The sequence below is a fragment of the Rhizobium ruizarguesonis genome, from assembly GCF_017357285.1.
Lineage (GTDB): Bacteria > Pseudomonadota > Alphaproteobacteria > Rhizobiales > Rhizobiaceae > Rhizobium > Rhizobium ruizarguesonis.
Genome location: NZ_CP071678.1, coordinates 3,491,020 through 3,515,824, shown reverse-complemented (window position 1 = coordinate 3,515,824; position 24,805 = coordinate 3,491,020). Strand labels below are relative to the sequence as shown.

Sequence of the window (24,805 nt, the reverse complement as noted above, 5' to 3'; positions counted from 1 at the left end):
GGCGACATCATGCTCTAACTCTTTAATTCAGAACAGGATTCAGATTTTAGGCCGAACAGGCCTAAAATCATCCTGTTCTAGGGTCTGACAAGTGTCTTGCCGCGGGCGCCGCCCTTCGACAGAGACCGCAAAGCCTCGACCGTGCTTGCAAGGGCGAACTCCTGGCCGATGACGCTGTGGAGACGACCATCGGCGGCAAGTGCTGCCACTGCGGCCAGGCGGCCGGCATCGCTCTCATGAAAGAGAAACTGCGCATCGATGCCGCGCGCCTTCGGCCCTTCGGTGTCGAACGGTGCGGAAAGGCCGATGAGTTTTCCGCCGGGGCGGATGATGCCGAGCGAGCGCTCCAGCGTTTCGCCGCCGACCGTGTCGATCACCAGGTCGACGGCCCCAGTGAAGGCAGTAAAATCCTGGTTGCGATAATCGATCACCTGGTTGGCGCCAAGCGAGTGGACGAGGTCGAGATTGGCCGCAGAGGCTGTCGCCGTCACAGACGCGCCGGCACGCTTTGCGAGCTGAACGGCGAAACTGCCGACGCCACCGGCGCCGGCATGGACCAGAACCGATTGACCGGGCTGGACCGCTGCGGCCTCGAACAGCGCCTGCCAGGCGCTGGCTGCAGCGGTCGGCAGGCCGGCGAGGCTTGCGAGCGGCAGATCGGCCGAAACCGGAACGACCAGTCGGGCAGGCACGGCCGCCAGTTCGGCAAAGGCGCCGCCGCTTGCCGGATCGGTGCGCGCGATCACCCTGTCACCCGGGCTGACGGTGGCGACGAGCGGGCCGGTTGCAACCACCGTTCCGACGAGATCGGTCCCCAGCGTATAAGGGAAGGCGAGGGGGAAGAAGTCCTTCAGATATCCGGCAAGCAGCTTGTTATCCATTGGATTGAGGGCGGCTGCCTCGACGCGGATGAGCACCTCGTCAAGGCCGGGTACCGGCTCGGACACATCCTCGATCCGGATATCGTCGAGTGCGCCATAGGCATGGACGCGGGCGGTCTTCATCACGCGCTCTCCGGATGAAGGGACGTCGTCTTCGGCGGCCAGGCGCCGAGCTGGTGCAACATGCCGAACCAGTCCTCGAGATGCCAGGTATGGGAGATCCTGTCGCCTTCGAAGCGGTGGAATTCATGGAGCGCGATCTCGATCCGGCGGTTCGTCGCCGGAATGCCGAAAAGCGCGCCGCGCTGGGTGCCGACAATACGGGCGCGAACGCCGGCGCGGTCGTTGAAGCCGATCACTTCGTCGACCAAGATCTCCACATCCGGCAGGGACCCGATGAAGCCGAGGATGATCGGCTTCAGTCCAGCTGGCCCCGGACCCTGGCCCGGTGCCAGCGGAATATCCTGCCAGTCTGATGTGACGGCTTCGTCGAGAAGATCGGGGTTCTTGCGCGTGAAGGCGCCGTAGAAGGTTTCAAGCGTTGCATGCTGACCTGCAGTCAGTGCGCTTGCGGTTGTATCGAAGGTCATCGAGAGCCTCTTTGTTTATGACAAGAGGAGGTTAGGGCATGCGGCCGTCATATCGGAAATCGATATGCGATATGAGTTATCATTGATAATTGATATGCCGACGGGCTGGGACCAATACAAACCGGCGGCTGCTGCGCATTGCGATTGACAAATCGTCCATTCGGGCAGAACACCGCTCCGACCTTCCTAAACTCCTTATAAGGCTGGCGCGACCGCAGCCGGCCGGTGACATCGCAATGGACATATCCCAAGGACCGGGGAGCGTTCTTCGCCACCCCGGCTATCTGAACTTCGCTGCCTCCCGCGTTTTTTCCTCGCTCTCCTTCCAGTCCATTGGCATCGCCATGGGATGGATGATCTACGACCAGACGCACAGCGCCTTTGCGCTCGGCCTCGTCGGCTTCTGCCAGTTCCTGCCGATGGCGGTGCTGACCTTCGTCGTCGGCCATGTCGCCGACCGGTTCGACCGGCGGCGCATCGGGCTTGTCTGCCAGTTGATCGAGGCGGCGACGGCGCTGGTGCTGGCGATCGCCACCTGGCAGCAATGGCTGACGCCGGCCGGCATCCTCGCCGCCGTCACGGTGCTCGGGGCCGTCGTCGCCTTCGAGCGCCCGACCATGGCGGCGCTGCTGCCGAACATCGTGCCGGCCTCGATGCTGCAGAAGGCGGTTGCAACCTCGACCTCGATGATGCAGACGGCGCTGATCATCGGCCCCTCGCTCGGCGGCCTGCTTTATGGCCTGCACCCCGTCGCGCCCTTTGCTATAGCAGCGCTGCTTTTTGCCGTTGCGAGTTTCAACGTCATCTCGATCCGGATGCAATGGAGCCCTGCCAAGCGCGAGCCGGTAACATTAGCCTCGGTCTTTGCCGGCGTCTCCTTCATCCGCAGCCGGCCGGTGATGCTCGGCACGATTTCGCTCGATCTTTTCGCGGTGCTGCTCGGCGGCGCCACCGCGCTGCTGCCGATGTTTGCCCGCGATATCCTGCATGCCGGCCCATGGGGGCTCGGCCTGCTGCGCGCGGCGCCGGCGATCGGCGCGCTCGCCATGTCGATCGTGCTTGCCCGCCGGCCGCTCGAGAGCAATGTCGGGCGCAAGATGCTTGCCGCCGTCGCCGTGTTCGGCGTCGCCATCATCGTCTTCTCGCTCTCCACCAATATCGCGCTTTCCGTCGTGGCACTGCTTGTCGTCGGCGCGTCCGATACGGTGAGCGTCGTGGTGCGCAGCTCGCTGGTGCAGCTGCTGACACCGGACGAAATGCGCGGCCGCGTCAGTGCCGTCAACTCGCTGTTCATCGGCACCTCCAACCAGCTCGGGGAATTCGAATCCGGCATGATGGCGGCAGCGCTTGGGCCGGTCGCCACGGGCTTTGTCGGCGGGCTCGGTACGATCGTCGTTGTGCTCCTGTGGATGCGGCTCTTCCCGGATCTCACCAAGGTCAAGACGCTGCAGGGCTAGCGCATGCATGACGCGTTGAAAGCGGCGACCGCTCCCGTTAGGTTCGGCCCGAAACATCATTCGGCGGAGCCGCGCGTGACGACAAATTTTCTATCCTATGTGCTTGCGGCGGTTTTCACGTCGGTGCCGGCCGTGGCGCTGGCCGAGTGGCAGGCGGTCGAAGAGGTGCGGCCCTATTCGATATCAGGCACGTCGGGGGCCGGGCTCTATGCATCGATCGGCGAGCGTGGGCCGGAGGCGAGCGGCTTCGGCCGGGCAATCGCGCATACGACGTTCAAGCTGACCTGGACCAGGAAATACGAACCGCAGGGAAATGCCTGCGTTATCGTGACCAACCGGCCAAAGCTCATCATCACCTATACGCTGCCGAAACCATCTGCCGCGCTGCCAGCCGCCGTGAAGAGCAGCTGGGAGGCCTTCATATCAGGCGTGCAGGCGCATGAGCGGGTGCACGGCGAGACCATCAAGGAGATGGTCAAGGAAATCGAGGCGACGAGCATCGGCCTCACCGTTGCTGATGATCCTGATTGCAAGAAGGTCAGGATCGAGCTGACCCGGCGGCTCGGCGAGATCTCCCAAAGACAGCGCCAGCGCGGCCGTGACTTCGACAAGATCGAAATGGGTGACGGCGGCAATATCCAGCAGCTCATCCTCAAGCTGGTGAATGGGCCCTGATCGCCAGGAGGCTGATAAGCGCGCGCGGTAGCCGCTCGGCAGCGGACTGGACCCGTTTGGCAAGTCTCCTATCTCCTCCACGATAACGACGCGCAAAGGAGGAACGAGATGTCCTATGTCGATGGTTTCATCGTGGCGGTGCCGAAAGGGAATATCGAGGCCTACAAGGAATTCTCGACCTTTGCGGGCTCGATCTGGAAGGAATATGGCGCGCTCGAATATGTCGAATGCATCGGCGACGACGTGCCTTATGGAGAGCTGACCTCGTTTCCCCGGGCCGTGCAGGCGAAGGAGGACGAGGTGGTGGTGTTTTCCTGGATCGTCTACGGCTCACGCCAGGAGCGCGACGATATCAATGCCAAGGTGATGGATGATCCCAGGCTCAAGGGCGACCAGTGGCAGATGCCGTTCGACGGCAAGCGGATGATCTACGGCGGCTTCGAGACGCTGCTCAAGCTTTGAAGCTTGACTTCCAAACTCTGCCGCCGCTCAGGAATGACGATGCGCATGCAAGACTTCAGGCCAGACGCTCGAATGGCAGGATGCTTGGCCTCCCATGTTCCCTTCTGCCTTGCGCGAGCGCATAATCGCTCCGCTGGGCTCGGCAGGCCGCCGGCTGCCACCGTGGGGGGACGGACATGCAGCGACGTGATTTCATCAAGGGACTGATCGTGCTTGGCGCCTGCCCGGCCTGTGCTAGCGCCGGCTTTGCCGCCGAAGGTGCGCATTGGAGCTACGAGGGCCAGTCAGGCCCGGACCACTGGGGCGCGATGGCACCGGAGAATACCGCCTGTTCAGCCGGCTCGCAGCAATCGCCGCTCGATCTGACCGGTGCTGTCAAGGCGGAGCTTCCGCCGATTGCGATCGACTGGAAGGCCGGTGGCAGGATCGTCAACAACGGCCACACGATGCAGGTCAACATGCCTGGTGGCAGCCGGCTTTCGCGGGCCGGCAACAGCTACGAGCTGCTGCAGTATCATTTCCATGCGCCGAGCGAACATCATGTCGACGGCAGGAGCTTCCCGATGGAGGCGCATTTCGTCCACAGGCACAAGGAGACCGGCACGCTTGGGGTGCTTGGTGTATTCGTGACGCCGGGTGCCGCCAATCCCGGCTTCTCGCGGCTGGCGGCCGCCTTTCCGAAAACGGCAGGCGGCGAGGCTGCGGTCGATGTCGACCCAAACGGCCTGCTGCCGAAAGAGCTCACCTATTGGTCCTATGAGGGGTCGCTGACGACACCGCCTTGCAGCGAGATTGTCGATTGGATGGTGCTCAGGCAGCCGATGGAGGTCGACGAAAGGGATATAGGAGCCTTCACGACGCTCTATCCGATGAATGCCCGGCCCGTGCTTGCCGCTAACCGGCGCTTCATCCTCTCTTCTTTCTGAAGCGATCATCGACTTCCCACGCAAGCTTGACTTGCCCGCGCGAGCACACGCGAGCTTGACTTGCGGCAAGCAGCGCGCCAACTCGCGAGACATGTCATCTCGAAGCGGGAGAGCGCCTTGCCCCAGACGATCCTCACTCTGTCCACACGCGGACAGGGCCTTTACGAATTCACCGGTGAGGCGGAGGCCTTCGTCAGCGCGTCGGGGCGGGAGGAGGGGCTTCTCACGGTCTTCGTGCGCCACACGTCCTGTTCGCTGCTGATCCAGGAAAATGCCGATCCCGATGTGCGCACCGATCTTCTCTCCTTCTTCCGCCGCCTCGTGCCACCTGCCTCCGATCCCGACATGGGCTGGATCGTGCACAGGGCAGAGGGGCCGGACGACATGCCGGCCCATATCAAGGCGGCGCTGACGCAGGTCTCGATCGGCGTTCCCGTTGCCAGGGGGCGGCTGATGCTTGGCACCTGGCAGGGTATCTATCTCTACGAACATCGCGACCGGCCGCACCGGCGCGAAATCGTGCTGCATCTCGGCACCTGAAATCGGATTAATTCCAGATCCGGATGACCATCCGGTTCTAAATCGAAGAGGGAGGGCATGATGTCGTCCTAAAACCGCTCACACTTTTCGGCATCATGCTCTTGTGAATGCACACTGAATGCCCGGTTCGAACACCGTTCAGTTTGCGGCGGTTACTGTCGAAACAATCCCTGAAGGGAGAGCTTAGGTAATACCAATCGACGGAGACACCCCATGACGCATTTCCTGACCAAGGCTTCGCTTGCCGCATTGCTCGCCCTCTGCTCCATTCCGGCCACTGTTTCCACCGCCGCCGCCGCAGGTCCGCAGACGAGCTTTATCGTCGAGGCGCAATACCATCGTCCGATCCGCGGTTGCTCGCCGATGCATGCAGTACGCAAGGCGCGTGATTTCGGCCTGCGCGATGCCCGCATCACCCGCATGTCGCCGCGGGTCGTCGTCGTTGCCGGGCGCGAACGCCGCGGCTGGGACAGGATTACCTTCGCGAATGTCCGCGGCTGCCCGCTGATCCGGCGCTGAGGACTGCGGCCGGAGGCGCCGATGCGGCGCTTCCGGTCCGTTTTTGCCTTGACGCTGACACTTTCCGCCGTCTCTTCTCTGACCTGTATGAGTGATTCCCAAATGACGCTTCGGCGTATTGCGGACTAATGGGGAGGGCGGCTTGACCGGCCCGACTTTCAAACGAAAGGTTTTTCGATGATGCAGTTTCTCGCAAAGGCGGGTCTTGCCGCCATGCTGACAGCCGGTACCCTGGCCGGCACGGTGGCCCCGGCTGCCGCCCAGTTGAATATCATTATTGGTGAGCCGGACCGTGGTCCGCCGCAGGATTACCGCCGTCCGCCTCCGGGTTATGACCGTCCGCCTCAGGGCTACGGCCGCCCGTCGCGCGGCTGCAATCCGCAGCTCGCCGAAAACCTTGCTCGCGATTACGGCTTCCGCCGCGCCCGGGTTGTCGACATCACGCCGCGCCGCGTCATCGTCCAGGGCTGGACGCGTCGCGGCCCCGATGAGATGAGCTTCGGCAATGTGCGCGGTTGCCCCGCCCTGCGCCGCTGATATCAAGGTAGAATACCGCCTCGTCTCCCCGATGCGGCGGCACTGCATAATTCCCTAAATCGGAATCGATTTAGGGATAAAATTATGCAGCAATTCAAAGTGTTACAGCGTCCTTTGCGCGTCTGGAAAGACGCGCGGCGTTCAGTTTTATGACAACCTCGCTCTTTCCCCGGCGTCATCCCCGGCCCTGTCCCACGCCCGTCTGGTTCGCGCCAAGGGCTGCCCCTCACCCTAACCCTCTCCCCGTAAAAACGGGGAGAGGGGACGTGCCCTGTGAGAGGTGAGTGGGGAATGGAGAGGTCGCGGCATATCCCCTTCGCCCCGTTTACGGTGGCGGCAGCCGGATGAGGGGCCGGCATCGGCGTTCTCTCGGGCCGAGGAGCAGAAGATGACATTGAACCGAGCGCCGTGCGCCTGAAAAGACGCGCGGCGCTTTCATTTTACTGCTCGATGGCAAAGGTCACGGTGACGCTGACATTGTAATTGTTCTCGCCGCTCTGGACGGGAACGGCAGCGTCGGAGGCCTCCTTCATCATGGTGGCGCGATAGACCGGCTGCGGCATCGCGCGCGGCACATTCTCGTTGATCTCGAGAATGCGGCCGAGCTTGACGCCGGCGGCTTCACTCAGCGTCTTCGCCTTCTTGACGGCACTGGCGACAGCATTCTTGCGCGCCTCGTCGATCACGGCGTCCGGCTTGTCGTTGGTAAACTGGATATCGCCACCCTGGTTGATCCCGAGGCTGACGGACTGGTCGATCACCGCGCCGAGCTTGGCGAGATCGCGCAGCCTGACGGTGATCGAATTGATGGTCTGGTAGCCGATCAGCTGCGGCTGCTGCTGCTGGCCGTCGACCGGCTGCGGATAGTTGTATTGCGGCTGGATGGAAAAGCCCGAGGTCTGCAGATCGCGCTCGGCGATGCCGCCGCCCTTCAGCGCGGCAAGCACGTCGTTCATCGCCTTGTTGTTCTCATCGAGCGCTTCGCGGGCGGTTTTCGCCTGTTTGACGACGGCGAGATTGACGACGGCCATATCGGGAGCGATGGACGATTCGCCATCGCCGGTCACCGAAATCACCGGCTCACGCGGCTTCATCTCCTGCCCGAAGGCGGGCGCTGCGGCGGTGAGCGGCAGCGCCAAAAGGGCGGTCATCAGGACAGTTCTGGTATAGTTCGGCGCCATGTTTTCATTCCTTGGTTGTCGTTTCCCTGAACAGCTTTCTGTCGGTTGATTGTGAAGCTATTGCGGCGGAAAAGACAGGCGCATGTGTAGCGAGAGAAAAATGTGGAGTAACGAGGAGAGGGGGCTCACACGGCGGCACTGATCATCATCACAATGCCCGGATCAGAAACGCCGGACACCGGCAAATAATGCTCCTCTCCGCACGCCGACTTGGCAACGCTTCCCAAATCCTGCAAACCTGATAGCAAATACGGCGGGTTAAGGAACAAGCGGCGGCCGCGTACTGCGGCCGGCAAAAGGGGCAGCATGCGCTTCATGGCAATTCTTTCGATCAGCCTCGCCATCGGTCTGGCGGGGTGCTCTCAAGTGGCGGAAAAGGCGGAGAACGCCGCCAACCGCTCTTACACCAGCTATTCGCTGGGCAAGCCCTATACAGAAGTCGCCAATCTTGGCCAGTCGCCAATGGCGCGGCTTTCCGGCTCCGAAGCGACCTTCGGGCCGATGATCGGCGCAACGCCCTTGAAGAACGGCATGACGATCTACCGGCATATGGCGCCTGGCGCTCAGACCGAGACCGGCACGAATTTCGCCGGTCTGGTCGGCAGTTCCACGATTTCGCAGAACAACCGGCTTTCCTATTTCCTGGTGGGCGCCGACGGGATCGTCAAGGATTGGGCCACGGGCTCCGTGCAGGGCAGCGCCAGCGACTGCGTGCGGTATATCGGCGGCATCATCAACCGCTGCAACGATATGCGGCAGCTCCAGGCTTCGCTCGCGCTCTACGACATCAGGGTGGCGACCAAGGCCGGCCAACCCATTTCCAGCTGGGGCGAACCAGCCGCACCCGCAGTCAACTGAGGATGCGCGCCAGCCGGGATGAGGGTTATCTTACCCGGCGGCGAGCGGATGCCTTGGATGGCCAAAGCATGTCGTGCAAATGTGTGGAGCGGTTTTGCGATAAAGAGATGCGCAAAACCAAAGCTAAAGCGGGGCAGGGAATCTAAAAGATCGCTACGCGCTTTAGGCGCCGAAATCGTCCATGAAGGATGGATGGATGGCGGGCTTGCGCTCTTCGCGTGCGTCGCGAATGCGCTGGGGAACCGCACCGAGACCAGCGACAAAGCGGGTCAGGAGATTGCGGTTGAAAAGTTTATGTATGGCACTCATGGCAGTTCACTCATTCTTTTTTTTGTTAGCCGGCAGCATATATTTTGCCCAGGCTGCCGTAACAATGGGCAATTTAGCATGACAGTTATGCGACAGTGCATGGCTGGAGAGCGGCTGGCCTAAAAGGTGATCACATTGGCGTTAGAACGGGCCGCCGAGAGCGGTCTGCGCTATAAATCCTCGTCTGCATTCGCCGTGGCGTGGTAGATTGCCCGCTTGGGGTAAAACCATGCCCTTCCGAAGGAGAAGCTCAGATGAACCGATTTTTCGCATTTGTCGCGACCGGAACGCTGATCAGCCTTGCCACGATCATTTCGGCTTGCACTTCGTCCGGAAGCCTCGACCAGACTTCGTCGATCGGCGGCGGTTACTATGAGAGTCAGCCGCTTAATCCGGCGTGTGGTGGTGGGTTCAGGCCGAGCGATGGGCGTTCTTGTAGCTATTAAAAATGTGCACCGATCGAGCATGATGCCGTCGGACGAAGTCGTGTGCTACTGGCCATCGCCGGCGCGAGCTATCGCGGCAATCAGACTTCTAATTTCCCAGCGCTAATAGCTGCATGGGCGATCATTGCCGAATCCATCGCGGCAGGCGGGCCGAAGGGCAAAGTCAGCGCTATGAGCGGTATAGCCGATCGAGCCCGTTTGTATCGAGTCGTTTGGGCTCGTGCTGCAGGCCGATGCCGACATGGCAATGACGAAAGCGGCTGTCATGGCCCCCAATAGTTTGCGAGTTTGAAGCATCTCCCCACTCCTCACTGTCCAAAGTGTCCGTATAATCCTGGCAAGTAGGGCCATGGGGCGTCCTGATAACTGTCGTTGTCGATCAAGATTTTGTTATTGGCTGAAAACCCCTACGTCAGCGCTCGCTGCCACGATCAAGGCTGCATGGCAACGCCTGCAGAAGGGATCCACGGCTACGTCGGCTTCACCTAAAGAACTAGGCTTGGCGAAATGGCCGCTCAAGGCATCAACTATCGATGATCTAGCCACTGGTTGCCAATTCACCGAAGATGGAAAAATAGGGTCACGCCGCTCGACGAGCGGATAGCGCATTCGTTCGAGTCACCGGGAGCCTACATGCTTCATATCGCTAATATTGCGCCACCTCGGCTCAGGCTATGGACGCGCGCTTCACGAGAATGGCGCCATGGTGAGCCCGAGCTTCGGATCCTCGATAGATTATGCCGTCGAGGCCAGACTGCAATCGATATAGGTGCGAACTACGGTGTCTATTCTTGGTACCTGACCAAGTATGCGAGCGATGTCGTCGCCTTCGAACCTCAGCCTCACATGGTCGCTTTTCTGAAGGCTGCGCTTGGTTCGTCGGTTCGGGTCGAGCAGGTCGCACTTTCCGACAGCGCTGGCGTTGCAACGATGCGGATCCCCAGTGATCAGCTCATGGATGGCTGCGCCACGATTGAGGAGCAGAATACGCTTTCGACGCAAAATGTTGAAGAAATTTCCGTTCCAACCCGGCGCCTGGATAGCTATCAGTTCGGCCCTGTAGGCTTCATTAAGATCGACGTTGAAGGGCACGAACTAAAAGTACTCAAAGGCGCGCAGGCTATACTGAACCGGGATCACCCAAACCTGCTCATCGAAGCGGAAGACCGACATCGACCCAACGCTGTCGCCAGTGTGATCGACTATCTTAAGCCGTTTGGCTATTCTGTATATTGCCTGAAAGATCGAAAATTTCGTTCCCTGTCGATCGACGAGGTCCAGAAGGGCTCTTCCGGAACGCCTTATAACTACGTCTTTTCTATCCGCAAGGATCTATAAAGCGCCTTTCGTGTGCCCCGTGCCCACCACCCCTTCATCAGATGCTGTCATGGCGGCAGCCGATGTTTCGCCCCATATCGCCCCTATGGCCCAATCCATGACTGGCTTTCCATGGACCGAGCGAGCGGAGATTGCAGTTGGGCGATTGCGGCCAACTGCCTACAGCCGGCGGCTCCGCTCTCCCTTCTGACAAGCATCGCCGTGCCAAAAGATGCGGATCAAGGCTGCCTCGGCCACGCTTACAGATGTCGTTTGTTTGGACAACGACGATATGGGGAGCCGCAGCATGTTGAAGGGGTCCCATTCACCCCGGTCGATTGCCGATCTGGGGTAGTAGTCGGAGGCTCATGCTTGCGGCCATGAATCCAGAGCGAAGGTCAAGGCCGGTCGGCGACAAATTCGCCGAGGTGGTAGCCTTTCGCAAAGGAGATGAGGCGGCCGAATAGGCACTCTGCTCGAGGACATCCGACATCTGCGCCAGCAGCTTGCATTGGCAGAAGGCGCCTTGAGGCGCGGATGCCATATCCGGCGCGCACCCGGTCAGGTCGCATTTAAACGCTTGGGTTCCTCGGCAAGAGAACAGCAAGCGGCAACGAACAGGGCTTTGGAAAACAAGGCAGAAGTCCTGTCGCAAGTCCTTCCAACCAGGAGAGAACTTAAGTTTATAGGGAGAACAACCTGCGACAGGGAAATTCGGCTTCTGCGCTGGACCTGTGAAATTGACATATTCAGTTGCCGGCGGAAAAGGTGTCGCCGCTGCCGAGTTGATTATACAAGGTTAGAACGATGCCTGACGAGAAGTGGGTGCGAGAGCATATCGTGCCTCACAGCGGATGGGAGGCAATGTCACGGGACGCATGCCGGAGAGTTGAAGAGCATTATGAAAAGCTGAAGGGTTTGCATGGACGGGATCATTCTTAGCGCCCAATGCGGCGGCCTGCTAATCGTAGAGATACGCACGCTGTTCCAAGGCTGAGGTCGTCAGGAGTGGAACCCTAGGCAGCGCGTTATCGACCAGTTCATCAATCAAGGTTGAAGCCTTAGAATTGGAACGGAACTCTTTGATCCAGATGTGAGGATAATACCGAGTGATCATGCCCGCTATGAAAAGAGCCACATAGTAATATCCGAACTCGTTGAGATGATCTCCATCCCCGATGAAGAGCAGCTCTTCTTTGGTATTCGCGAAAACCTCTGGTAAAGTGAACAGTGATTGCTCAGGCAAATTGGCCTTCCAGACGACCGACAAGCCGGAGCCTATTCGGTTCATCTTGAATTCCGAAACGGCTCGCGGAGCAATTTTAAATTTTGATCCAATGTCGTGGAATGCAGCATCTGTGAGATGGTGCATGATATAGCTGCGAGTACGAGTTTTGAAGGATTTGCCATCTTCGCTGAGCGCAATATCCTCTTCGATTTGGCCCCTGCACAGCTTCGTTTGCTCATTGTAAGCCTCTAACGCCGGCGTCATCGTAGGGATGTGCTTCAAGCACTCCAGCAGTGTGATAGGCTCGATTGGGCAGGGCACTTCTCTAAGGGTAGTCACGCTCGATGTAGCATTATACACGATCGAAAAACCACCTTCGGGGTATCGGATCGTCTGCTTCGCGTAGTTTGGAATGTGTGTAGCAAACTGCCTCCATAGTCCGAAAAGTCCGCGAATCCCCTGTTCATCCGTCTTCGGCCTGGCGCCGAAGTTCGAGAGATCTTGGTGGTCTTGCACGAGGTCAAATCCGTGGGCGTTGAATCGGACATCTCTTGTGTCAAAACTATGCATACCATCGCCGCTCCACAGCACCTCAGCGTTGGCGAGAGCAATCAATCCGTAGTAGGCCATCAATGCCCTCGCGGTTGGACCGCTTGTCTCCGCCGACCGGAAATATTCTCGGGCTTGGTTCAGCGAAAAAGCTAACTGTTCCATCTGCTTTCGGACATTCAACTTCTGGTTCTTGGGAATCCCCCGCTCAGCCATGACTCTCTCAGTCACTCGTTCGGTTTCCTGAAATCGCGCCAGGCGCCGCCAAATAGCGTCGGCGCCGCGACTTTCCTTGACAAAGTGAATTTCAAAATTGGCCACTTTCTTCCCCCAACAAATGGTGGGAAAAGGTCATATCGTTTCTCTCAAACGCGCGTAAGGCCACTGGTCAACGTTTGCGAGGCTGTAGCCGCCTCTCTTCGAACCAAGCCTGAGATGGGTCTGCGATCCTGAGGACGGGAGGGACTGCCAACATGACCACAGCTGACTGGGCATTGATAATCAGCCTTTTATCGTTCTGCGTGTCTGTCGCCGGCTTTGTTTGGAACGTCTGGTCCAAGTTTATTTTTCCAAAAGCCAAGGTCCAGGTGCATTTCAGCGTCAATAACCTGATTCAAGAATGGGAACCGGAGGACCACCAGATGCTCGTCTTGCACGCGACGAATTTTGGTCCAGGCGAGATTATACTCCATATGGCGATCGGCAGGGCTCGGCCGTCATATTTCAAAAAACTCACCCATTTCATACTCAATCCTCTACATAATTTCCCAGTTGAGCTTGACCGCACACTCGGCCCTTTTAGCGGCGGCCTGCCAAAGAAGATTCAACCTGGTGAGAGCCACAGCGCGTACTTTGTCCTTTTTCATGAGGGCCTCCGCGAGCAGCCCATCGTGGATGTCGGTTTCTCCGATACTTTTGGAAGAAGCCATTGGGCGACGCGAAAGCAGGTCGCCGCGGTCAGAAACGCGGTGAAAGACGCTTATCGCAAAGGTGAAGCTGAGCTCTAAGCTCTTTTTGTCGCAGCGCTCGCATGGTGTCTGTGACAGCTTGGCCGACCGGCAGGAATTGGCGGCGTCAGCGGATGAGAGAGGCAACTACGGCTTCCTGCCTCGGCTCTTCGACAGCTGGGGCTATGGCTTCTTCAATGTCGGTTGTCCAGGCGCCAAGGCCGTGCAGACGCTGGCGGCCAGCGCCATGAAGATTTGGCAAGGCCTCGACGAACTGTCCACCATGAACCCAAATGGCAAGCGGCCTTACAACAATTACCTTCAGCGGATGGGCCGCAACGACAACAACGCCGCATCCGCCACGTGGCTCACGCCCATCCGCAATCTGAATACGCGGTTGCGGACGCGCGATCCCACCATCCCGATCATCGGAGCGACGATTCCCGCCACCACCACCACCACCACTGAAAGGCATCAGACCGAGGCGGGACAGTCGGTTGCCGCGCTATGGGGCGCGACTCTGGCGGCGGTGAATGCTGCGATCCTAGCTGGCAACAGCGGCACCACAGATAATGTGATCGACTTCAATCTCTATCGCATGGCGGCAAGCGGGAAATTTCGTCCAGGGAGTGAGCATCTTAAGGGCGCCGTGGCGGTATCGACCGGCGACGGCGTGACGCCGACGACGCAGCTCATCTTGGATTTCATGCCGAGCCTTGGCCAGCAATACACGATCGATCTGAGCGCCGGCGCCGGGACATCGCTTTCGGGCCGCACCGTCATCGATTTCACAGGCACCGGCCCTTACACCTGCACGTGCATCGAGAATTTCTCGACCATCGTCCCGGCCGGATCGCTCGTCTACGAGCAGCCAACGCCTGACGGGACGCACTTCAACAAGGAATACAACATTCAATCCGTCGCCAATGTGCCGGCGTCGGAGGCCGCGAAGTTCGTCGTGCTCTAGCGACTTGCAGACCACCAACGAATGCCATGGACGACGATACCGGCGTGGCGTCGTCTCAGCTGTCTGGCGGAGTGAGTGTCTCCCCAGTAACGTAGATATCCTGCCAAAATTCGTCAGGTGGTTTGCCCAATCCCTGGAAGAAGACGTCGGGATCGAAGCTGTGAGCTTTCAGTCGCTCCACGAATGCTTCGTCCTTCGTAATTGCCACAGCGATGGCTTCGTCCAGAGACGTTTTTCTGCGCATGCGCTCGGAACTGACGTAGCTGATGGCTACGGTCAAAAGCTCGAAAAGGTCGTGAGCGGCGTCCGCGCGATAATTTGTGCGCTTAAAGATGTCGATTGAGGATAGTCGCCCATCAACTGGTCGCATTGCGACTTTGTCATGGACCCAGATGTCCCCGTGTTTGCCCAGACCCTTATGGTAATGGGCCATTGCCGTGCTTCGAAGATTCTTGATATCGAGGTGCTTCTTAAATTGCTCTGGGGTGAATGCCTTTGTGTCAACGTTGATACGCCGACGGGCATTTGTTTCGGATACCGTGGCCCTGCAGTAGCAAAGAACGGCGTGAGTGAAGAGTGCTTGCGCAAAATCCACCCGCATTTCCGGCGTGAGCTGTATGGCCTCCAGGGTCCGTAGTGACGCCTCTGCAGCTCGCAGGTCTCTTAGGATGGAAGCGGCAGCCTCGAACTCTTCAATCAGTACCCTGTATTTTTCAAAGCGATTATCTCCTGCGTTTTTACGGCGTTCGAACTCATCAGCGAGAGCAGTGAGATCAAAGGCCTTCTTTTCATTTAGATCAATCACGCGCTCGCCCTTAAATCATCAAAGCTAGTCTCGTTGCCCAACAGGAGCAGCCAAAACTAGTCCTCTTTCACAACCCGTCAATGACTCGCTTGCGTAAACTCAAAAGGGCGCTTCGTGATGTCGATCAACACGTTCAAGAAAGGGGCCGTTCGCCGGGTGTCTAATTCGCCCTGCCGAATTCCGAATATTCGCGTCCGGCTACACCGCGACTTGTAGCCCGGTTTGTAGCCCGCACCGCAGGCTAAAGTTTTGAACTTGATCTAACTCTTTGAAATAAATGGTGGGCCCGGAGGGCCTGCCGAATTCCAAGAAAATCAGCAGCTTAACCCCGTGTGGGACGAAGACCCCATTTTATAAAAATCAATGGCTTAGTAAAGCCGCCGTCCCACTTTTTCCGGCCGTTTCTGCCCCTTCTTTCCCGGTCGTATTGCGACCAGGGAGGCGCGCATGAACGGGGCGCGGCCATTTCGGGACGTGAAGCTGCAATGGCTTCAGCAGCTGAGCTGCGACAAGGACTTGAGCGACAGCGCGCGGTCCGTGGCGCTCTACATCATCACCACGCATTTGAACGGCCACACCGAGAAGGCGTGGCCGTCCTATCAAACGATTGCCGACGCGACCGGCAAGAGCGTCAAGACCATTCAGCGCGCCGTCCGTGAACTTGAGGTCAAAGGATGGTTCGAGGTCCAGCGCGGAAATGGCGTCGGGCACAACACAGAATATCGTCCCTCAGCGGCGTCGATTTTACGCGCATCGGAAGCCCGCGAAAAGACGGACAAAGTTGTCACCCTTTACCCCGACAAAGGCGGTCAAAATCGTCCGGAAAGGCGGTCAGATGTGTCTGGCGAAGGGGGACAAATATGTCCACCAAACTTAGAGAAAGAAAAAATAAATAAACCTAACCCGCGCGAGGACGCCCCGCCGCGCGTCGAGACGCGGCGAGCCGTCCCGCTCGTTTTCGTGGCCGAGACCAAGGCGGATCAGGTCGAGCAATGGCGCAATTGGTTGCGACGTCACGGCTTTCCTTCGATCGACGCCTTGGGCATGCGGACGGTGAAAACCGGCAAGCCGGGCTATGCCCTGCCCAGCTATTGGCCGCCGGACGAGACGAGCCCGAGTGCGCTGGATTGGATCGCATTCTTTAGCCGCCGCCGTGACCATATCGCCGATGAAACCGCCCGGCAGACGACAGTCCGGAGGGCGTCATGACGGCTGGCGATTTGAAGGGAGCAAGGCGACCCCTGTCATACGGCGAGCCGTCCGACAGGGAGCCTTGTGAGGGGAAGCAGGCCTCCCCTTCAAACCCCACCAAGGGCACGCGGCGATCGCCCAAAGGCGACCTCAATGCCGTCGTGGTTTTCCGCTGCACGGCATCGGAAAAGCAGGCGCTCACCGCCCGCGCGGCGCGGGCCGGTTTGCCCTTCGCCACACTCATGCGGGAAGCGCTTGGCCTCACTGAGGCACGCCGCCGCCGTCCTGTCCCAAAGGTGGACCCGGAGCTGGTGCGCGCCATCGCTAGGATCGGCGGCAACCTCAACCAGATCGCCCGATGGCTGAACACGGCCCAGGCTCAGGGCCAGTTGTCAGCCATCGACGCAATCACGGTTGCCGCCCGCCTGGTCGCGATAGAGCGGGCGCTTTCTGACACACTTGAGCAGTTCACGGCCAAGGATGGCGCGCCGTGCTGATCAAGTTTTTCCGAAACGGCCAGGGTGGCGGATCGGGACCGGTTGACTACCTGGTCGAGCGCGACGTCGTCGCTTACGACCAAAACCGCAACGCGATCCGCGACACGCGCGGCGAGGTCATGCTGTTTGCCCGCGATCCCTTGCCGGAGGTGCTGCGCGGCGATGCAGACCGCATGCGCGCTCTGATCGACGCCTGCCCTTACCAGTGGACATATCGCGCCGGCGTCATCGCCTTCACGGCGGAAGACGCGCCGAGCCCTGTCCAGCAACGGCAGGTGATGGACGCCTTCGAGAGCCTTGCCTTTGCCGGCCTAGAACCTGACCAGCACGATATGCTTTGGGTCCGCCACACCCATGAGGGCCGCGTCGAACTGCATTTCGTAACGCCGCGCATGGAGCTTGTGAGCGGACGCAGTCTCAACATCGCGCCGCCCGGCTACCAGAAGCACTACGACACCCTGCGCGATGTTCTGAACAAGGAACACGGCTGGAACGATCCGATGGCGCCGGAGCGCGCCCGCGAGACCGCCAGCCTCATCGAGAGCGTCAGGCGCGGCGATGCCCGCGAGCTGATCCATGATTGGATCGTCCAGCGCATCGAGACCGGCAACATCCGCGACCGCCCGAGCATGACCGAGGCTTTGACGGCGGCAGGTTTTAATCTGCCGCGCGCCGGCAAAAATTACATCACCGTGCGCGACCCCGAGACCGACGAGCGCTGGCGTTTGAAAGGAGACCTGTTTCGTGAAGACTGGACCCGAGAGAATACCCTTGAGCGAGCGCTTGAAAGATCGGTTGGCGAGCCCAACCGTTCCGGAAGCCGGCTCGACGCCATCGCCCTCGACGAGCTTCGAGACCGATTGGAGCGAAGCCTTGAAGCGCGCGCAAGCTACAATCGAGACCGATATCCGCAGCTTCACGGACGCGAACCGCCAGCACTTGAGCGAGGCACTGGCGACGACCGAGGCGGACGTGAACCGGCTCCGGTCGATGGTGCAGCCATTCTTCCTGACCATGGGCGCGGTGGCATTGCTGATCGTCCTGTTGAGCTTCACCGCGAGCTGGTTTTGGGCAGGGCTGATGATCGACCGCGCCAAGAGCGCCAGCCTCTGGCAGATGGGCTTGCAGATCAACCAGACCAGCAGCGGCAAAGTCCTGACATGGGACGTCAACCGCCTTCAGCTGATCACCTGCCAGGCCGGGACCGCCAAAACGCCATGCCTGAAGATCGCCCAGGGAGATTAACCGATGACCACACCCGCCAGACCACAGATGCCCGAGACCCTGTCGCCGCTGGAGCGCGAATTGCTGGGTTACGTCGAGACGTTGATGAACACCTTGAGCAGCGGAACCGCGCAATTCGAGGCGCTGGAGAAACGCTCGACCGACATAATCGAAAACCGGCAAGCGGCTTTGGAAGGATCGCTGAAATCGCTCATCGCGTCACAGGCTACCTTCATGAACGCCTGGCTCGCCTCCGGCAATCCTTCCAGCGGCACGGCCTCGACCGAGCTGGCGGAAGCGTTCGCCCTGCTGGAGCAGGCCGAAGCGATGCTGGAGACGGTCGCGCCAACGACGTGACAGCCCGACCGCCTGCGCCCGGCCGCGGCCGCGGCACCAACTGATTATCATTTCCGTCTGGAGTTTCGATCCATGAATTTGATCATTCAGCCCTATCGTTATGCCCTTTCCATCGCCGTCGTTGCGGCGGGTTTCCTGCTAATGGAAACCGCACCGTTGTTCTGGCCACCCATCTACCAAAACGCGCGCGCCGCGATCCTGGTCATTTTTTGCGGGTTTGCGCTGCTGACCTTGGCGGGAGACACCCAGGGCCGCATCCGCAGCGCGTCGGGCTTAGCTGTGGGGGCTGCCCTCCTTGCCGCGTCTGCTCTAGCCCTTACCGACCCGACCATTGCGGCAGGCGTCCTGCTCGACAGCTTCAAGGCTTGGCGCAACGCCGGCTATTCCGGAATCGAGAGCATCCGGGGCATGGTATCGACATGGGATCGTTTCACAGAGGCGCAGAAGCTGGGCGTGCAAACCAGCCTCGCCATCGGTCTGCCCGTGCCACTGTTCCTTATTCTGCGAGCGATCTCGATTGCCGCCCCGGCATCGTCCAGCCGGATTTCCAAACAAGGACCATGGCGCGCCCGGTGGATGAACCGGAGCGAGTTGCGCCAGCTCCGGCACAACGACGCGGGCTTGCCGCTCGGTCTCTTCGGCGGTGCGATGCTGCGCTACCGCCCCAACCCGAAAACCGGATGGCGCGCCGGCCACCATGTCGCCATTGCCGGCACACGCGCCGGAAAAGGTGTTTCCGTCGTCATTCCGGCCATCATAGACCATGACGGGCCGGTCGCCGTTCTCGACATCAAGGGCGAGAACTTCGCCGTCACGCGCCGCTATCGGCAGTCGCTTGGCCGCCAGGTCGTGGTTCTCAATCCCTTCGGCGTCATCGAGCCGTCGAAGGACAGCTTCAATCCGCTCGATTATATCCGGCAAGCGCACCTCGTCCGCGACATCGAGGTCATTGCCGAGGGGCTTGTTCGACCGGAAGGCGGAAATGGCGCACACTTCGCCGAAATGGCGAAATCCATGATTGCCGCCGTGATCGAGGTCGTCATGACCAGGCGCGCAGACGCCGATCGCAACCTCATCACCGTCATGGACCTGCTGTTTTCCGCCGGCTTTGAAAAGACGCTGACGGAATGGGCCGGTGCGCCGGAGACATTCGGCACCCGCCCGGCCGCCGCCGCCGCGACCTTCCTTGCTGCCGGAGAAAACGAGCGCGGCGCGATCAAGACGACGATCAAGAAGGCCTTCGATTGGGCTCGTTCCGACGAATTGCGCGCCTTTCTCAGCACATCCACATGCTCGCTCGAAGACCTGTTCGAGGGCCGCGCCGATCTCTTCATGGTCGTGCCCCTCGACCAGGTGGACGCCCAGGCCGTTTTCCTCCGGCTGCTGACGAACATCATTCTCGGCATGGCCGTGCGCCTTGAAGGCGCGAAGAAGCCCAAAAAGAACGTACTCCTGGTGACCTTGCCCCGTTGAAATAATCCATTTTGAAGTAAGCTCTGGCCCATTTGAGAGGACCAGAGGATGAAGCGCAATCGTTTCACAGACGAACAGATCATCGGCATATTGAAGGAGCACGAGGCAGGCACGCCGGTCTCGGAGCTTTGCCGCAAGCATGGCGTCAGCGATGCCAGCATCTATAAATGGAAGGCCAAGTTCGGCGGCATGGAGGTGTCCGAGGCCAAGCGGCTGAAGACGCTTGAGGACGAGAACACGAAGCTGAAGCGGCTTCTGGCGGATGCGATGCTCGACAATGCTGCCTTGAAAGACCTTCTGGGAAAGAAGTGGTGACGCCCGCGGCCAAGCGGAAAGCTGTCGCGCATCTGATGAGCCATCATGAGATGAGCGAACGGCGGGCGTGTAAAGCCATTGGTTTTTGCCGAATGACGGTCCGTTACGAGACCAGGCGCGACGATGATCATGAGCTTCGCGAGCGAATGAAGGCGTTGGCGCATGAACGTCGCCGCTTCGGATATCGACGCATTCATGTGCTGCTCCGGCGGGAGGGTCACCTCGTGAACCACAAGAGGCTCTTCCGGCTCTATCGGGAGGAGAAACTGACGGTGCGCAAGCGCGGCGGTCGCAAGCGAGCGATAGGCACGCGAGCGCCGATGCTGGTGCCGATGGTGGCCAATGATCGTTGGTCGCTAGACTTCGTGTCGGATCAGTTCACCGATGGGCGCAGGTTGCGGATTCTGACCGTCGTCGATGATTGCACGAGGGAGTGCCTGGCGCTCGTCTCCGATACATCGCTTTCCGGTCTTCGCGTCGCACGGGAGCTTGACCGGATTATCGAGGAGCGCGGCAAGCCGAGGATGATCGTCAGCGACAACGGCAGCGAGTTCACCAGCAACGCGATCCTGCAATGGGCGGACCGGACCAAAGTTGACTGGCATTACATTGCGCCTGGCAAGCCTATCCAGAACGCTTTTATCGAAAGCTTCAACGGGCGGCTGCGAGACGAGTTCTTGAATGAAACTCTGTTCTCGTCGCTTGCTCACGCCCGGTCCGCGCTTTCAAACTGGCGTAGCGATTACAACGATCAACGCCCGCATTCAGGCCTTGGCTGGCTGACACCGGCCGAATTCGCTCAGACACTCAACCCGCGACGTGATGCGGTGCTGCGCAGCCGAAATGGCTCCGCACCGCAACCCGCCGCTACCGAACCAACAACAGCAACCAAAAACCGCTGGAGCGAACTCAAAACTGGATAAAACTTGGGGGCAAGGTCAGTAGAAATCCAGCGCCTGGCGCAGCGGCAGGTTCTCGAAGGGGGCGGCAAAAAGGTCGGGCTGGCGCCATTGGCTCGGCCCATCCTTTCCCTTCAAGCGTCTTGCAACATTGGCCAAAATGGTTGCCGGGTCTACCCGTTCGTGGACGTGCAGCGAGACGGTGTCGACCTCAAAGGATGTGCGTTCGGCCTTGCCGGTCCAATTTAGATAGGGGGCCTGCAGCCGTTTCAATTCGTGCAGCGCATCCTTCATGCGCTCTGGATCCCCGCTTTGCAGCGCGTCGTCGATCAGGTTCTCAATGCCGGCGCGGGCGCTGTCGAAATTCAGGACCGGATCGAGATGCGGGTCATAGGCCCACCTGGTCCGTGCGCCATCCGGGTCGGTGCCGGCGTGGACCATGCCGACTTCCGGATTGTTGACGCGGGTCTCTCCATGACGGTAACTCAGAATCTCGGTGGGTTCGCCCGACCGACGCGGGCTTGCCGAACGTCTGATTCTTGCGCGCTTTGCGCCTAGCTGTTGCGGCTCGTCTTCCTCCTGAATTTCTAGGGTTAGGTCGGCTATGTCAGCCCGGTAGATCGAGCCGCCGCGACCCTTGCCACTGGCCAGCAGACCTTCGTCGACCAGCGCATCGCGTGCCGAGGCATAGTCTTCCTCGGTCAGGTCGGGCAATTGATCGCGCAGCCTTGCTAGGATTGCCGCATTCCCAATGGAAGAGCCGTCTTCAGGGGTCAAGGACAGGATCAGGTCGGCGAGGCTGTCGGACATACGGCGCTATTCCCACGGTTGCAAAAGAATCTCATTGGACAAAGCCATAACGCGAGCAGGCCAGGTTTGCACGTTTCAATCTTCAAACGACCGATCGCGGCAGGTTGACCTGCCACTGAACTCAACCTCGTTGCGGCAGTAGGTTGATGTTCTGCTACATGTCTGTCGCCGATGCTTTAGGCACAAACCCAACTCCGAACCCGAACAGCCGACCGATCTTTTCCAACGTTTCAAGCGTGGGATTCGCCGTCCCGCCTTCAATTTCAGCAACTTGCCGCCTCGTAAGCGACAGCGTCTTGGCAAACTCGTCCTGGGTCATGCCGAAACCCTTTCTGATTTCTGCCACAGCGCCGGGCAGCCTCAGATCGCCATTGCGCGCACGTTCGGCCAGCGTTCTACGGTTTTCGAGAATCTCTTCTTTTGTGGGTTTCTTCCAACGAGCCATTTAGCTCTCCTCCGGCATCACTTGAACGCAGCCAGAACGCTGTCTGTTATCGCCATGCAGCGTCCCATCGCATGGTCTAGAATGTCGGGAGACGCCCCAAAATCTTTCCTCATCGCCGGCACCTTCCGCAAATGTTCGGCGAACTCGCAGAGGGCAGCCGCGAGGGCTTTATGCTCTGCAGGATCAGGCATCAGTTCGGCGCAAATATGCTTCCAATCGGGAAGATGATCGCGACCGCTGTCACGCATCATCGCCCATCGTGTCGAGCGAACGATGCCCTCCTTGGCAAGCCTCATCGGTGCAAAGTCGAAGAGCGGGGATAAACGGTTCGTGCCGTCCTGGTGCTTGCTGAGTGCGGAATTCCGGCCGTGATTGTCGGGATTGCCGAGCGCTAGGTTGGCGATGTCGCGCTTCAGGTATTCGACAATGTCCGCGAAGGGATCGGCCGAAAATTGGCGCAGAACGTTGATGTAAGCCTCATGCGTGCCGACATGGCCGAAATCGGCAACGCCGATCGCGGACACGAGGCTTTCCTGACCCAGCCGTACGGTTCCGCCGCCTTTTTTCTTCTTCCGATCAAAACGGGGAATGACCAGGACGCCTTCGGCGTAGGTTGATGGTTCGCTGACATTCAGACCGATCTTTTGAGCGATCCGCGAATATAGGGCTTCGCCTTCGAGGATCAGGCGATCCACAGGCTCGTTGCTGCGTACCAGCTTGACGATGACGTGGCGCACGGCCTCATCATCGGTCACGAAGCTGTCGGGATAAAAGAGGCCGTCATTCGCCTGAGTCATCGAGACCTTCGGCCATTCGCCTTGCAGGCCGCTTGAGCCGGAGGCGAGCATTCCAAAGCGATCCGCGACTTCCATGAAACGATCTGACCGTTCAAGGATTTCCGCTTCTGTCACCCCTTGGCGCTCAACACCGCGCAGCCGTTCAATTTCGGAGTCTGCCGCTTCTTTGATCCGGATATTGCCTATGCCGCCCGTTGCCGATCGCAGAAGCAGTGGTAGATCGGAAGCGCGCGAGCCTTCAGCAAGGCCGAGGTGCTCGGCAAGCTTTCGCCTTGCATGCCCCTGGGGCATAAGATCCAAGAGGAAGGGCGGCCATCTGCGGCTATATCGATTTTCGAGATCAACGGGATAACGGACTGACAAGGCGCGATGGTCGCGGACCGTTTTTCCGGCCGCGAATTCCGCCGACGCCACCGTGACGAAATAGTCGAGATCGTAGTCGACGATCGACGCGCCCTGGAAGCCGGCCGCGTCGTCTTTGAGTTCTAGCATGGCGGCGTGGTGCCAGTTGCTATCAAAATGAGTTTGAAGCGTCAGTTGCATCTATTGACCCCTTTAATGGATCAATTATACCGAACATCGAAGATATTCAACCCATTAAAGTGGGCTGTAATAGTGCATACCGATCGCACACAATCTACTGAGACGCTTATGAGGATAGGAAAACGGGCTACCCTCGCCGAGATGGAGGCAGATGTTCGCGAAGGAAGCAGGTATCGGCCTTCCTCTGCTTCGTCGTCGTATCACCGAGCTTTGCGAAAGCGCGCGGTGGAATTGGCTGGAAACGTGGCGGAAACGCTGGCTCACTCGTCTACCGATCCGACGGCAATTTCCGATATCGCCGAATTGGTAAAGGACCGGGCAAAGCTTGTCAGCTTAATATAAACGAACGCCAGGAATAATCGCAGAGCGTCATTGACCGGAATGTCGCAATTTGCTACATCATTTGATGAAGAAATTTGGGACATGGATATGGAAGCGGCAATCGTAGCGGACCAGCATGACGTCGATATTCATCTTGCCCATATGGGCCTAACTCGTGACGAACTTGTCCGGTCTATCCGATTCGCAGAGAGTGAGAGAGCGCTTTGCACTGACAACGATCCTGTCGGTTTTGCAAATATGATGGTGTACGCTCGTGCAGGACGTAAACTTCGGGAAATTCTCGTGCCAAAAGGCTGGGAGAAGGACGATACCAATAACCAGTGTGCCGTGAAAAACCCTAAGGCCAAGGTCAGAATTGTGCCGTGCAATTTCGATGATGGCGCCGGCAATCGGTTGCAAACCCCGTCGAACAAATCCCCGAAAGGCGAAGTCAGCAGACGCAAGTCGCTGTGCAATCGTACCGCTTGGCTTCCCGGCTTGGTCCCGATTGAGGCTCCTGTAGATGCAGACGGATATGAAACCTGGCTACTTGGCATGCGTATTGAGGATAATTTGCCCACTGGTGCCGAACTGTCTCTCCCTGTCGATTTCGACGGAAGCTATTTCACCCAGTTTGGGAAACGCATTATCCTGTTGGATGGCTCAGAGGAGAAAATTTCTGAGCGCACTGATGACGACGCGTTCGAGATTATCGACATCACCGTAAAACGAAAATAGC

Annotated in this window: 31 protein-coding genes; 19 read left to right on the top strand and 12 right to left on the bottom strand. The window is 59.2% G+C overall.

Annotation, left to right across the window (positions count from 1 at the left end; genetic code table 11):
• Nucleotides 1-77: 77 nt before the first annotated feature.
• On the bottom strand, nucleotides 78-1,004 hold the full coding sequence (locus J3P73_RS17470) for an NADP-dependent oxidoreductase (RefSeq protein ID WP_130692309.1): 927 nt from the start codon (nucleotides 1,002-1,004) through the stop codon (nucleotides 78-80).
• Nucleotides 1,004-1,471 (bottom strand): ester cyclase, encoded by a 468-nt coding sequence (locus J3P73_RS17465; protein ID WP_130692307.1) that lies wholly within the window; start codon nucleotides 1,469-1,471, stop codon nucleotides 1,004-1,006. Before J3P73_RS17465 ends, J3P73_RS17470 begins: the two co-directional genes overlap by 1 nt.
• Before the next feature lie 236 nt (nucleotides 1,472-1,707).
• Here J3P73_RS17465 and J3P73_RS17460 point away from each other — a divergent pair, with 236 nt between their 5' ends.
• From J3P73_RS17460 to J3P73_RS17430, 7 genes are all read left to right on the top strand, one after another.
• Nucleotides 1,708-2,928, top strand: a complete 1,221-nt coding sequence (locus tag J3P73_RS17460; protein ID WP_130692305.1) for an MFS transporter — start codon at nucleotides 1,708-1,710, stop codon at nucleotides 2,926-2,928.
• Nucleotides 2,929-2,931: 3 nt separating this feature from the next.
• Complete coding sequence (locus J3P73_RS17455) at nucleotides 2,932-3,603, top strand: DUF922 domain-containing Zn-dependent protease (RefSeq protein WP_197726838.1); 672 nt, start codon at nucleotides 2,932-2,934, stop codon at nucleotides 3,601-3,603.
• A 108-nt stretch (nucleotides 3,604-3,711) separates the two neighbouring features.
• Nucleotides 3,712-4,065 (top strand): DUF1428 domain-containing protein, encoded by a 354-nt coding sequence (locus tag J3P73_RS17450; protein WP_018074059.1) that lies wholly within the window; start codon nucleotides 3,712-3,714, stop codon nucleotides 4,063-4,065.
• A 176-nt stretch (nucleotides 4,066-4,241) separates the two neighbouring features.
• Nucleotides 4,242-4,991 (top strand): carbonic anhydrase, encoded by a 750-nt coding sequence (locus J3P73_RS17445; RefSeq protein WP_130692303.1) that lies wholly within the window; start codon nucleotides 4,242-4,244, stop codon nucleotides 4,989-4,991.
• 117 nt (nucleotides 4,992-5,108) lie between these two features.
• On the top strand, nucleotides 5,109-5,531 hold the full coding sequence (locus J3P73_RS17440; protein WP_130692301.1) for a secondary thiamine-phosphate synthase enzyme YjbQ: 423 nt from the start codon (nucleotides 5,109-5,111) through the stop codon (nucleotides 5,529-5,531).
• A 213-nt stretch (nucleotides 5,532-5,744) separates the two neighbouring features.
• Entirely contained in the window at nucleotides 5,745-6,050 is a 306-nt protein-coding gene (locus J3P73_RS17435; protein ID WP_130692299.1) for a hypothetical protein, read from the top strand.
• Nucleotides 6,051-6,227: 177 nt separating this feature from the next.
• Nucleotides 6,228-6,587, top strand: a complete 360-nt coding sequence (locus J3P73_RS17430) for a hypothetical protein (protein ID WP_130692297.1) — start codon at nucleotides 6,228-6,230, stop codon at nucleotides 6,585-6,587.
• 440 nt (nucleotides 6,588-7,027) lie between these two features.
• Here the strand turns inward: J3P73_RS17430 and J3P73_RS17425 are convergent, their stop codons facing one another.
• Both J3P73_RS17425 and J3P73_RS17420 read right to left on the bottom strand, forming a co-directional pair.
• Nucleotides 7,028-7,768 (bottom strand): SIMPL domain-containing protein, encoded by a 741-nt coding sequence (locus J3P73_RS17425; protein WP_130692295.1) that lies wholly within the window; start codon nucleotides 7,766-7,768, stop codon nucleotides 7,028-7,030.
• 125 nt (nucleotides 7,769-7,893) lie between these two features.
• On the bottom strand, nucleotides 7,894-8,085 hold the full coding sequence (locus tag J3P73_RS17420) for a hypothetical protein (protein WP_130655931.1): 192 nt from the start codon (nucleotides 8,083-8,085) through the stop codon (nucleotides 7,894-7,896).
• On the opposite strand from J3P73_RS17420, the gene J3P73_RS17415 reads away from it, so the two are divergent.
• Nucleotides 8,075-8,626, top strand: coding sequence for a hypothetical protein (locus J3P73_RS17415; protein WP_130692293.1), 552 nt, complete (start codon nucleotides 8,075-8,077; stop codon nucleotides 8,624-8,626). The two genes, J3P73_RS17420 and J3P73_RS17415, sit on opposite strands and share 11 nt — an antisense overlap.
• 162 nt (nucleotides 8,627-8,788) lie before the next feature.
• On the opposite strand, the gene J3P73_RS17410 is transcribed toward J3P73_RS17415, so the two are convergent.
• Nucleotides 8,789-8,935 carry a hypothetical protein gene (locus J3P73_RS17410; protein WP_003561157.1) on the bottom strand — a complete coding sequence of 49 codons (147 nt, stop codon included), beginning with the start codon at nucleotides 8,933-8,935 and terminating at the stop codon, nucleotides 8,789-8,791.
• Between the two features lie 254 nt (nucleotides 8,936-9,189).
• Here J3P73_RS17410 and J3P73_RS17405 point away from each other — a divergent pair, with 254 nt between their 5' ends.
• Nucleotides 9,190-9,381 carry a hypothetical protein gene (locus J3P73_RS17405; RefSeq protein ID WP_018074065.1) on the top strand — a complete coding sequence of 64 codons (192 nt, stop codon included), beginning with the start codon at nucleotides 9,190-9,192 and terminating at the stop codon, nucleotides 9,379-9,381.
• A gap of 102 nt (nucleotides 9,382-9,483) precedes the next feature.
• Here the strand turns inward: J3P73_RS17405 and J3P73_RS37620 are convergent, their stop codons facing one another.
• Nucleotides 9,484-9,678 carry a hypothetical protein gene (locus tag J3P73_RS37620; protein WP_130655929.1) on the bottom strand — a complete coding sequence of 65 codons (195 nt, stop codon included), beginning with the start codon at nucleotides 9,676-9,678 and terminating at the stop codon, nucleotides 9,484-9,486.
• A 336-nt stretch (nucleotides 9,679-10,014) separates the two neighbouring features.
• Between J3P73_RS37620 and J3P73_RS17400 the strand changes: the two genes are divergently transcribed.
• The gene (locus J3P73_RS17400) at nucleotides 10,015-10,719 is read left to right on the top strand and encodes an FkbM family methyltransferase (protein WP_130692291.1); all 705 of its coding nucleotides are present in this window, start codon (nucleotides 10,015-10,017) and stop codon (nucleotides 10,717-10,719) included.
• Nucleotides 10,720-11,659: 940 nt separating this feature from the next.
• On the opposite strand, the gene J3P73_RS17395 is transcribed toward J3P73_RS17400, so the two are convergent.
• The gene (locus tag J3P73_RS17395) at nucleotides 11,660-12,796 is read right to left on the bottom strand and encodes a YaaC family protein (protein WP_207579675.1); all 1,137 of its coding nucleotides are present in this window, start codon (nucleotides 12,794-12,796) and stop codon (nucleotides 11,660-11,662) included.
• Nucleotides 12,797-12,948: 152 nt separating this feature from the next.
• On the opposite strand from J3P73_RS17395, the gene J3P73_RS17390 reads away from it, so the two are divergent.
• A complete protein-coding gene (locus tag J3P73_RS17390; protein ID WP_130692287.1) occupies nucleotides 12,949-13,482 on the top strand; it encodes a hypothetical protein in 534 nt (177 codons plus the stop codon).
• A 163-nt stretch (nucleotides 13,483-13,645) separates the two neighbouring features.
• Entirely contained in the window at nucleotides 13,646-14,389 is a 744-nt protein-coding gene (locus J3P73_RS17385) for a hypothetical protein (RefSeq protein ID WP_130692285.1), read from the top strand.
• A gap of 55 nt (nucleotides 14,390-14,444) precedes the next feature.
• Here J3P73_RS17385 and J3P73_RS17380 read toward each other — a convergent pair whose 3' ends face one another.
• Nucleotides 14,445-15,194: a hypothetical protein gene (locus tag J3P73_RS17380; protein ID WP_130692283.1), complete on the bottom strand. Its 750-nt coding sequence runs from the start codon at nucleotides 15,192-15,194 to the stop codon at nucleotides 14,445-14,447.
• Between the two features lie 447 nt (nucleotides 15,195-15,641).
• Here J3P73_RS17380 and J3P73_RS17375 point away from each other — a divergent pair, with 447 nt between their 5' ends.
• Nucleotides 15,642-16,403, top strand: coding sequence for a helix-turn-helix domain-containing protein (locus tag J3P73_RS17375; RefSeq protein WP_207579674.1), 762 nt, complete (start codon nucleotides 15,642-15,644; stop codon nucleotides 16,401-16,403).
• On the top strand, nucleotides 16,400-16,882 hold the full coding sequence (locus tag J3P73_RS37615; RefSeq protein WP_245002687.1) for a MobC family plasmid mobilization relaxosome protein: 483 nt from the start codon (nucleotides 16,400-16,402) through the stop codon (nucleotides 16,880-16,882). Before J3P73_RS17375 ends, J3P73_RS37615 begins: the two co-directional genes overlap by 4 nt.
• Before the next feature lie 311 nt (nucleotides 16,883-17,193).
• On the opposite strand, the gene J3P73_RS38285 is transcribed toward J3P73_RS37615, so the two are convergent.
• Nucleotides 17,194-17,460, bottom strand: coding sequence for a hypothetical protein (locus J3P73_RS38285; RefSeq protein WP_425328902.1), 267 nt, complete (start codon nucleotides 17,458-17,460; stop codon nucleotides 17,194-17,196).
• A gap of 166 nt (nucleotides 17,461-17,626) precedes the next feature.
• Between J3P73_RS38285 and J3P73_RS37605 the strand changes: the two genes are divergently transcribed.
• The 4 genes from J3P73_RS37605 to J3P73_RS17355 all read left to right on the top strand — a co-directional run bounded on the left by J3P73_RS37605 (nucleotide 17,627) and on the right by J3P73_RS17355 (nucleotide 21,174).
• Nucleotides 17,627-18,127 carry a hypothetical protein gene (locus J3P73_RS37605; RefSeq protein WP_245002744.1) on the top strand — a complete coding sequence of 167 codons (501 nt, stop codon included), beginning with the start codon at nucleotides 17,627-17,629 and terminating at the stop codon, nucleotides 18,125-18,127.
• 3 nt (nucleotides 18,128-18,130) lie between these two features.
• Complete coding sequence (locus J3P73_RS37600; RefSeq protein ID WP_245002743.1) at nucleotides 18,131-18,463, top strand: hypothetical protein; 333 nt, start codon at nucleotides 18,131-18,133, stop codon at nucleotides 18,461-18,463.
• 72 nt (nucleotides 18,464-18,535) lie between these two features.
• A complete protein-coding gene (locus J3P73_RS17360) occupies nucleotides 18,536-19,936 on the top strand; it encodes a type IV secretory system conjugative DNA transfer family protein (RefSeq protein ID WP_245002686.1) in 1,401 nt (466 codons plus the stop codon).
• A gap of 48 nt (nucleotides 19,937-19,984) precedes the next feature.
• Nucleotides 19,985-21,174, top strand: a protein-coding gene (locus J3P73_RS17355; protein ID WP_085989693.1) for an IS3-like element ISRle4 family transposase whose coding sequence is annotated in 2 segments (ribosomal slippage) — nucleotides 19,985-20,234 and nucleotides 20,234-21,174 — 1,191 coding nt in all. Because the reading frame shifts where the segments join, the coding sequence is not laid out codon by codon here.
• Between the two features lie 15 nt (nucleotides 21,175-21,189).
• On the opposite strand, the gene J3P73_RS17350 is transcribed toward J3P73_RS17355, so the two are convergent.
• The 3 genes from J3P73_RS17350 to J3P73_RS17340 all read right to left on the bottom strand — a co-directional run bounded on the left by J3P73_RS17350 (nucleotide 21,190) and on the right by J3P73_RS17340 (nucleotide 23,745).
• The gene (locus tag J3P73_RS17350; RefSeq protein WP_245002685.1) at nucleotides 21,190-21,960 is read right to left on the bottom strand and encodes a hypothetical protein; all 771 of its coding nucleotides are present in this window, start codon (nucleotides 21,958-21,960) and stop codon (nucleotides 21,190-21,192) included.
• Nucleotides 21,961-22,114: 154 nt separating this feature from the next.
• Nucleotides 22,115-22,405, bottom strand: a complete 291-nt coding sequence (locus J3P73_RS17345; protein ID WP_207579672.1) for a helix-turn-helix transcriptional regulator — start codon at nucleotides 22,403-22,405, stop codon at nucleotides 22,115-22,117.
• A 17-nt stretch (nucleotides 22,406-22,422) separates the two neighbouring features.
• A complete protein-coding gene (locus J3P73_RS17340; protein WP_207579671.1) occupies nucleotides 22,423-23,745 on the bottom strand; it encodes a type II toxin-antitoxin system HipA family toxin in 1,323 nt (440 codons plus the stop codon).
• A gap of 372 nt (nucleotides 23,746-24,117) precedes the next feature.
• Between J3P73_RS17340 and J3P73_RS17335 the strand changes: the two genes are divergently transcribed.
• Nucleotides 24,118-24,804, top strand: coding sequence for a hypothetical protein (locus J3P73_RS17335; protein ID WP_207579670.1), 687 nt, complete (start codon nucleotides 24,118-24,120; stop codon nucleotides 24,802-24,804).
• The last annotated feature ends 1 nt before the right edge of the window (nucleotide 24,805 follow it).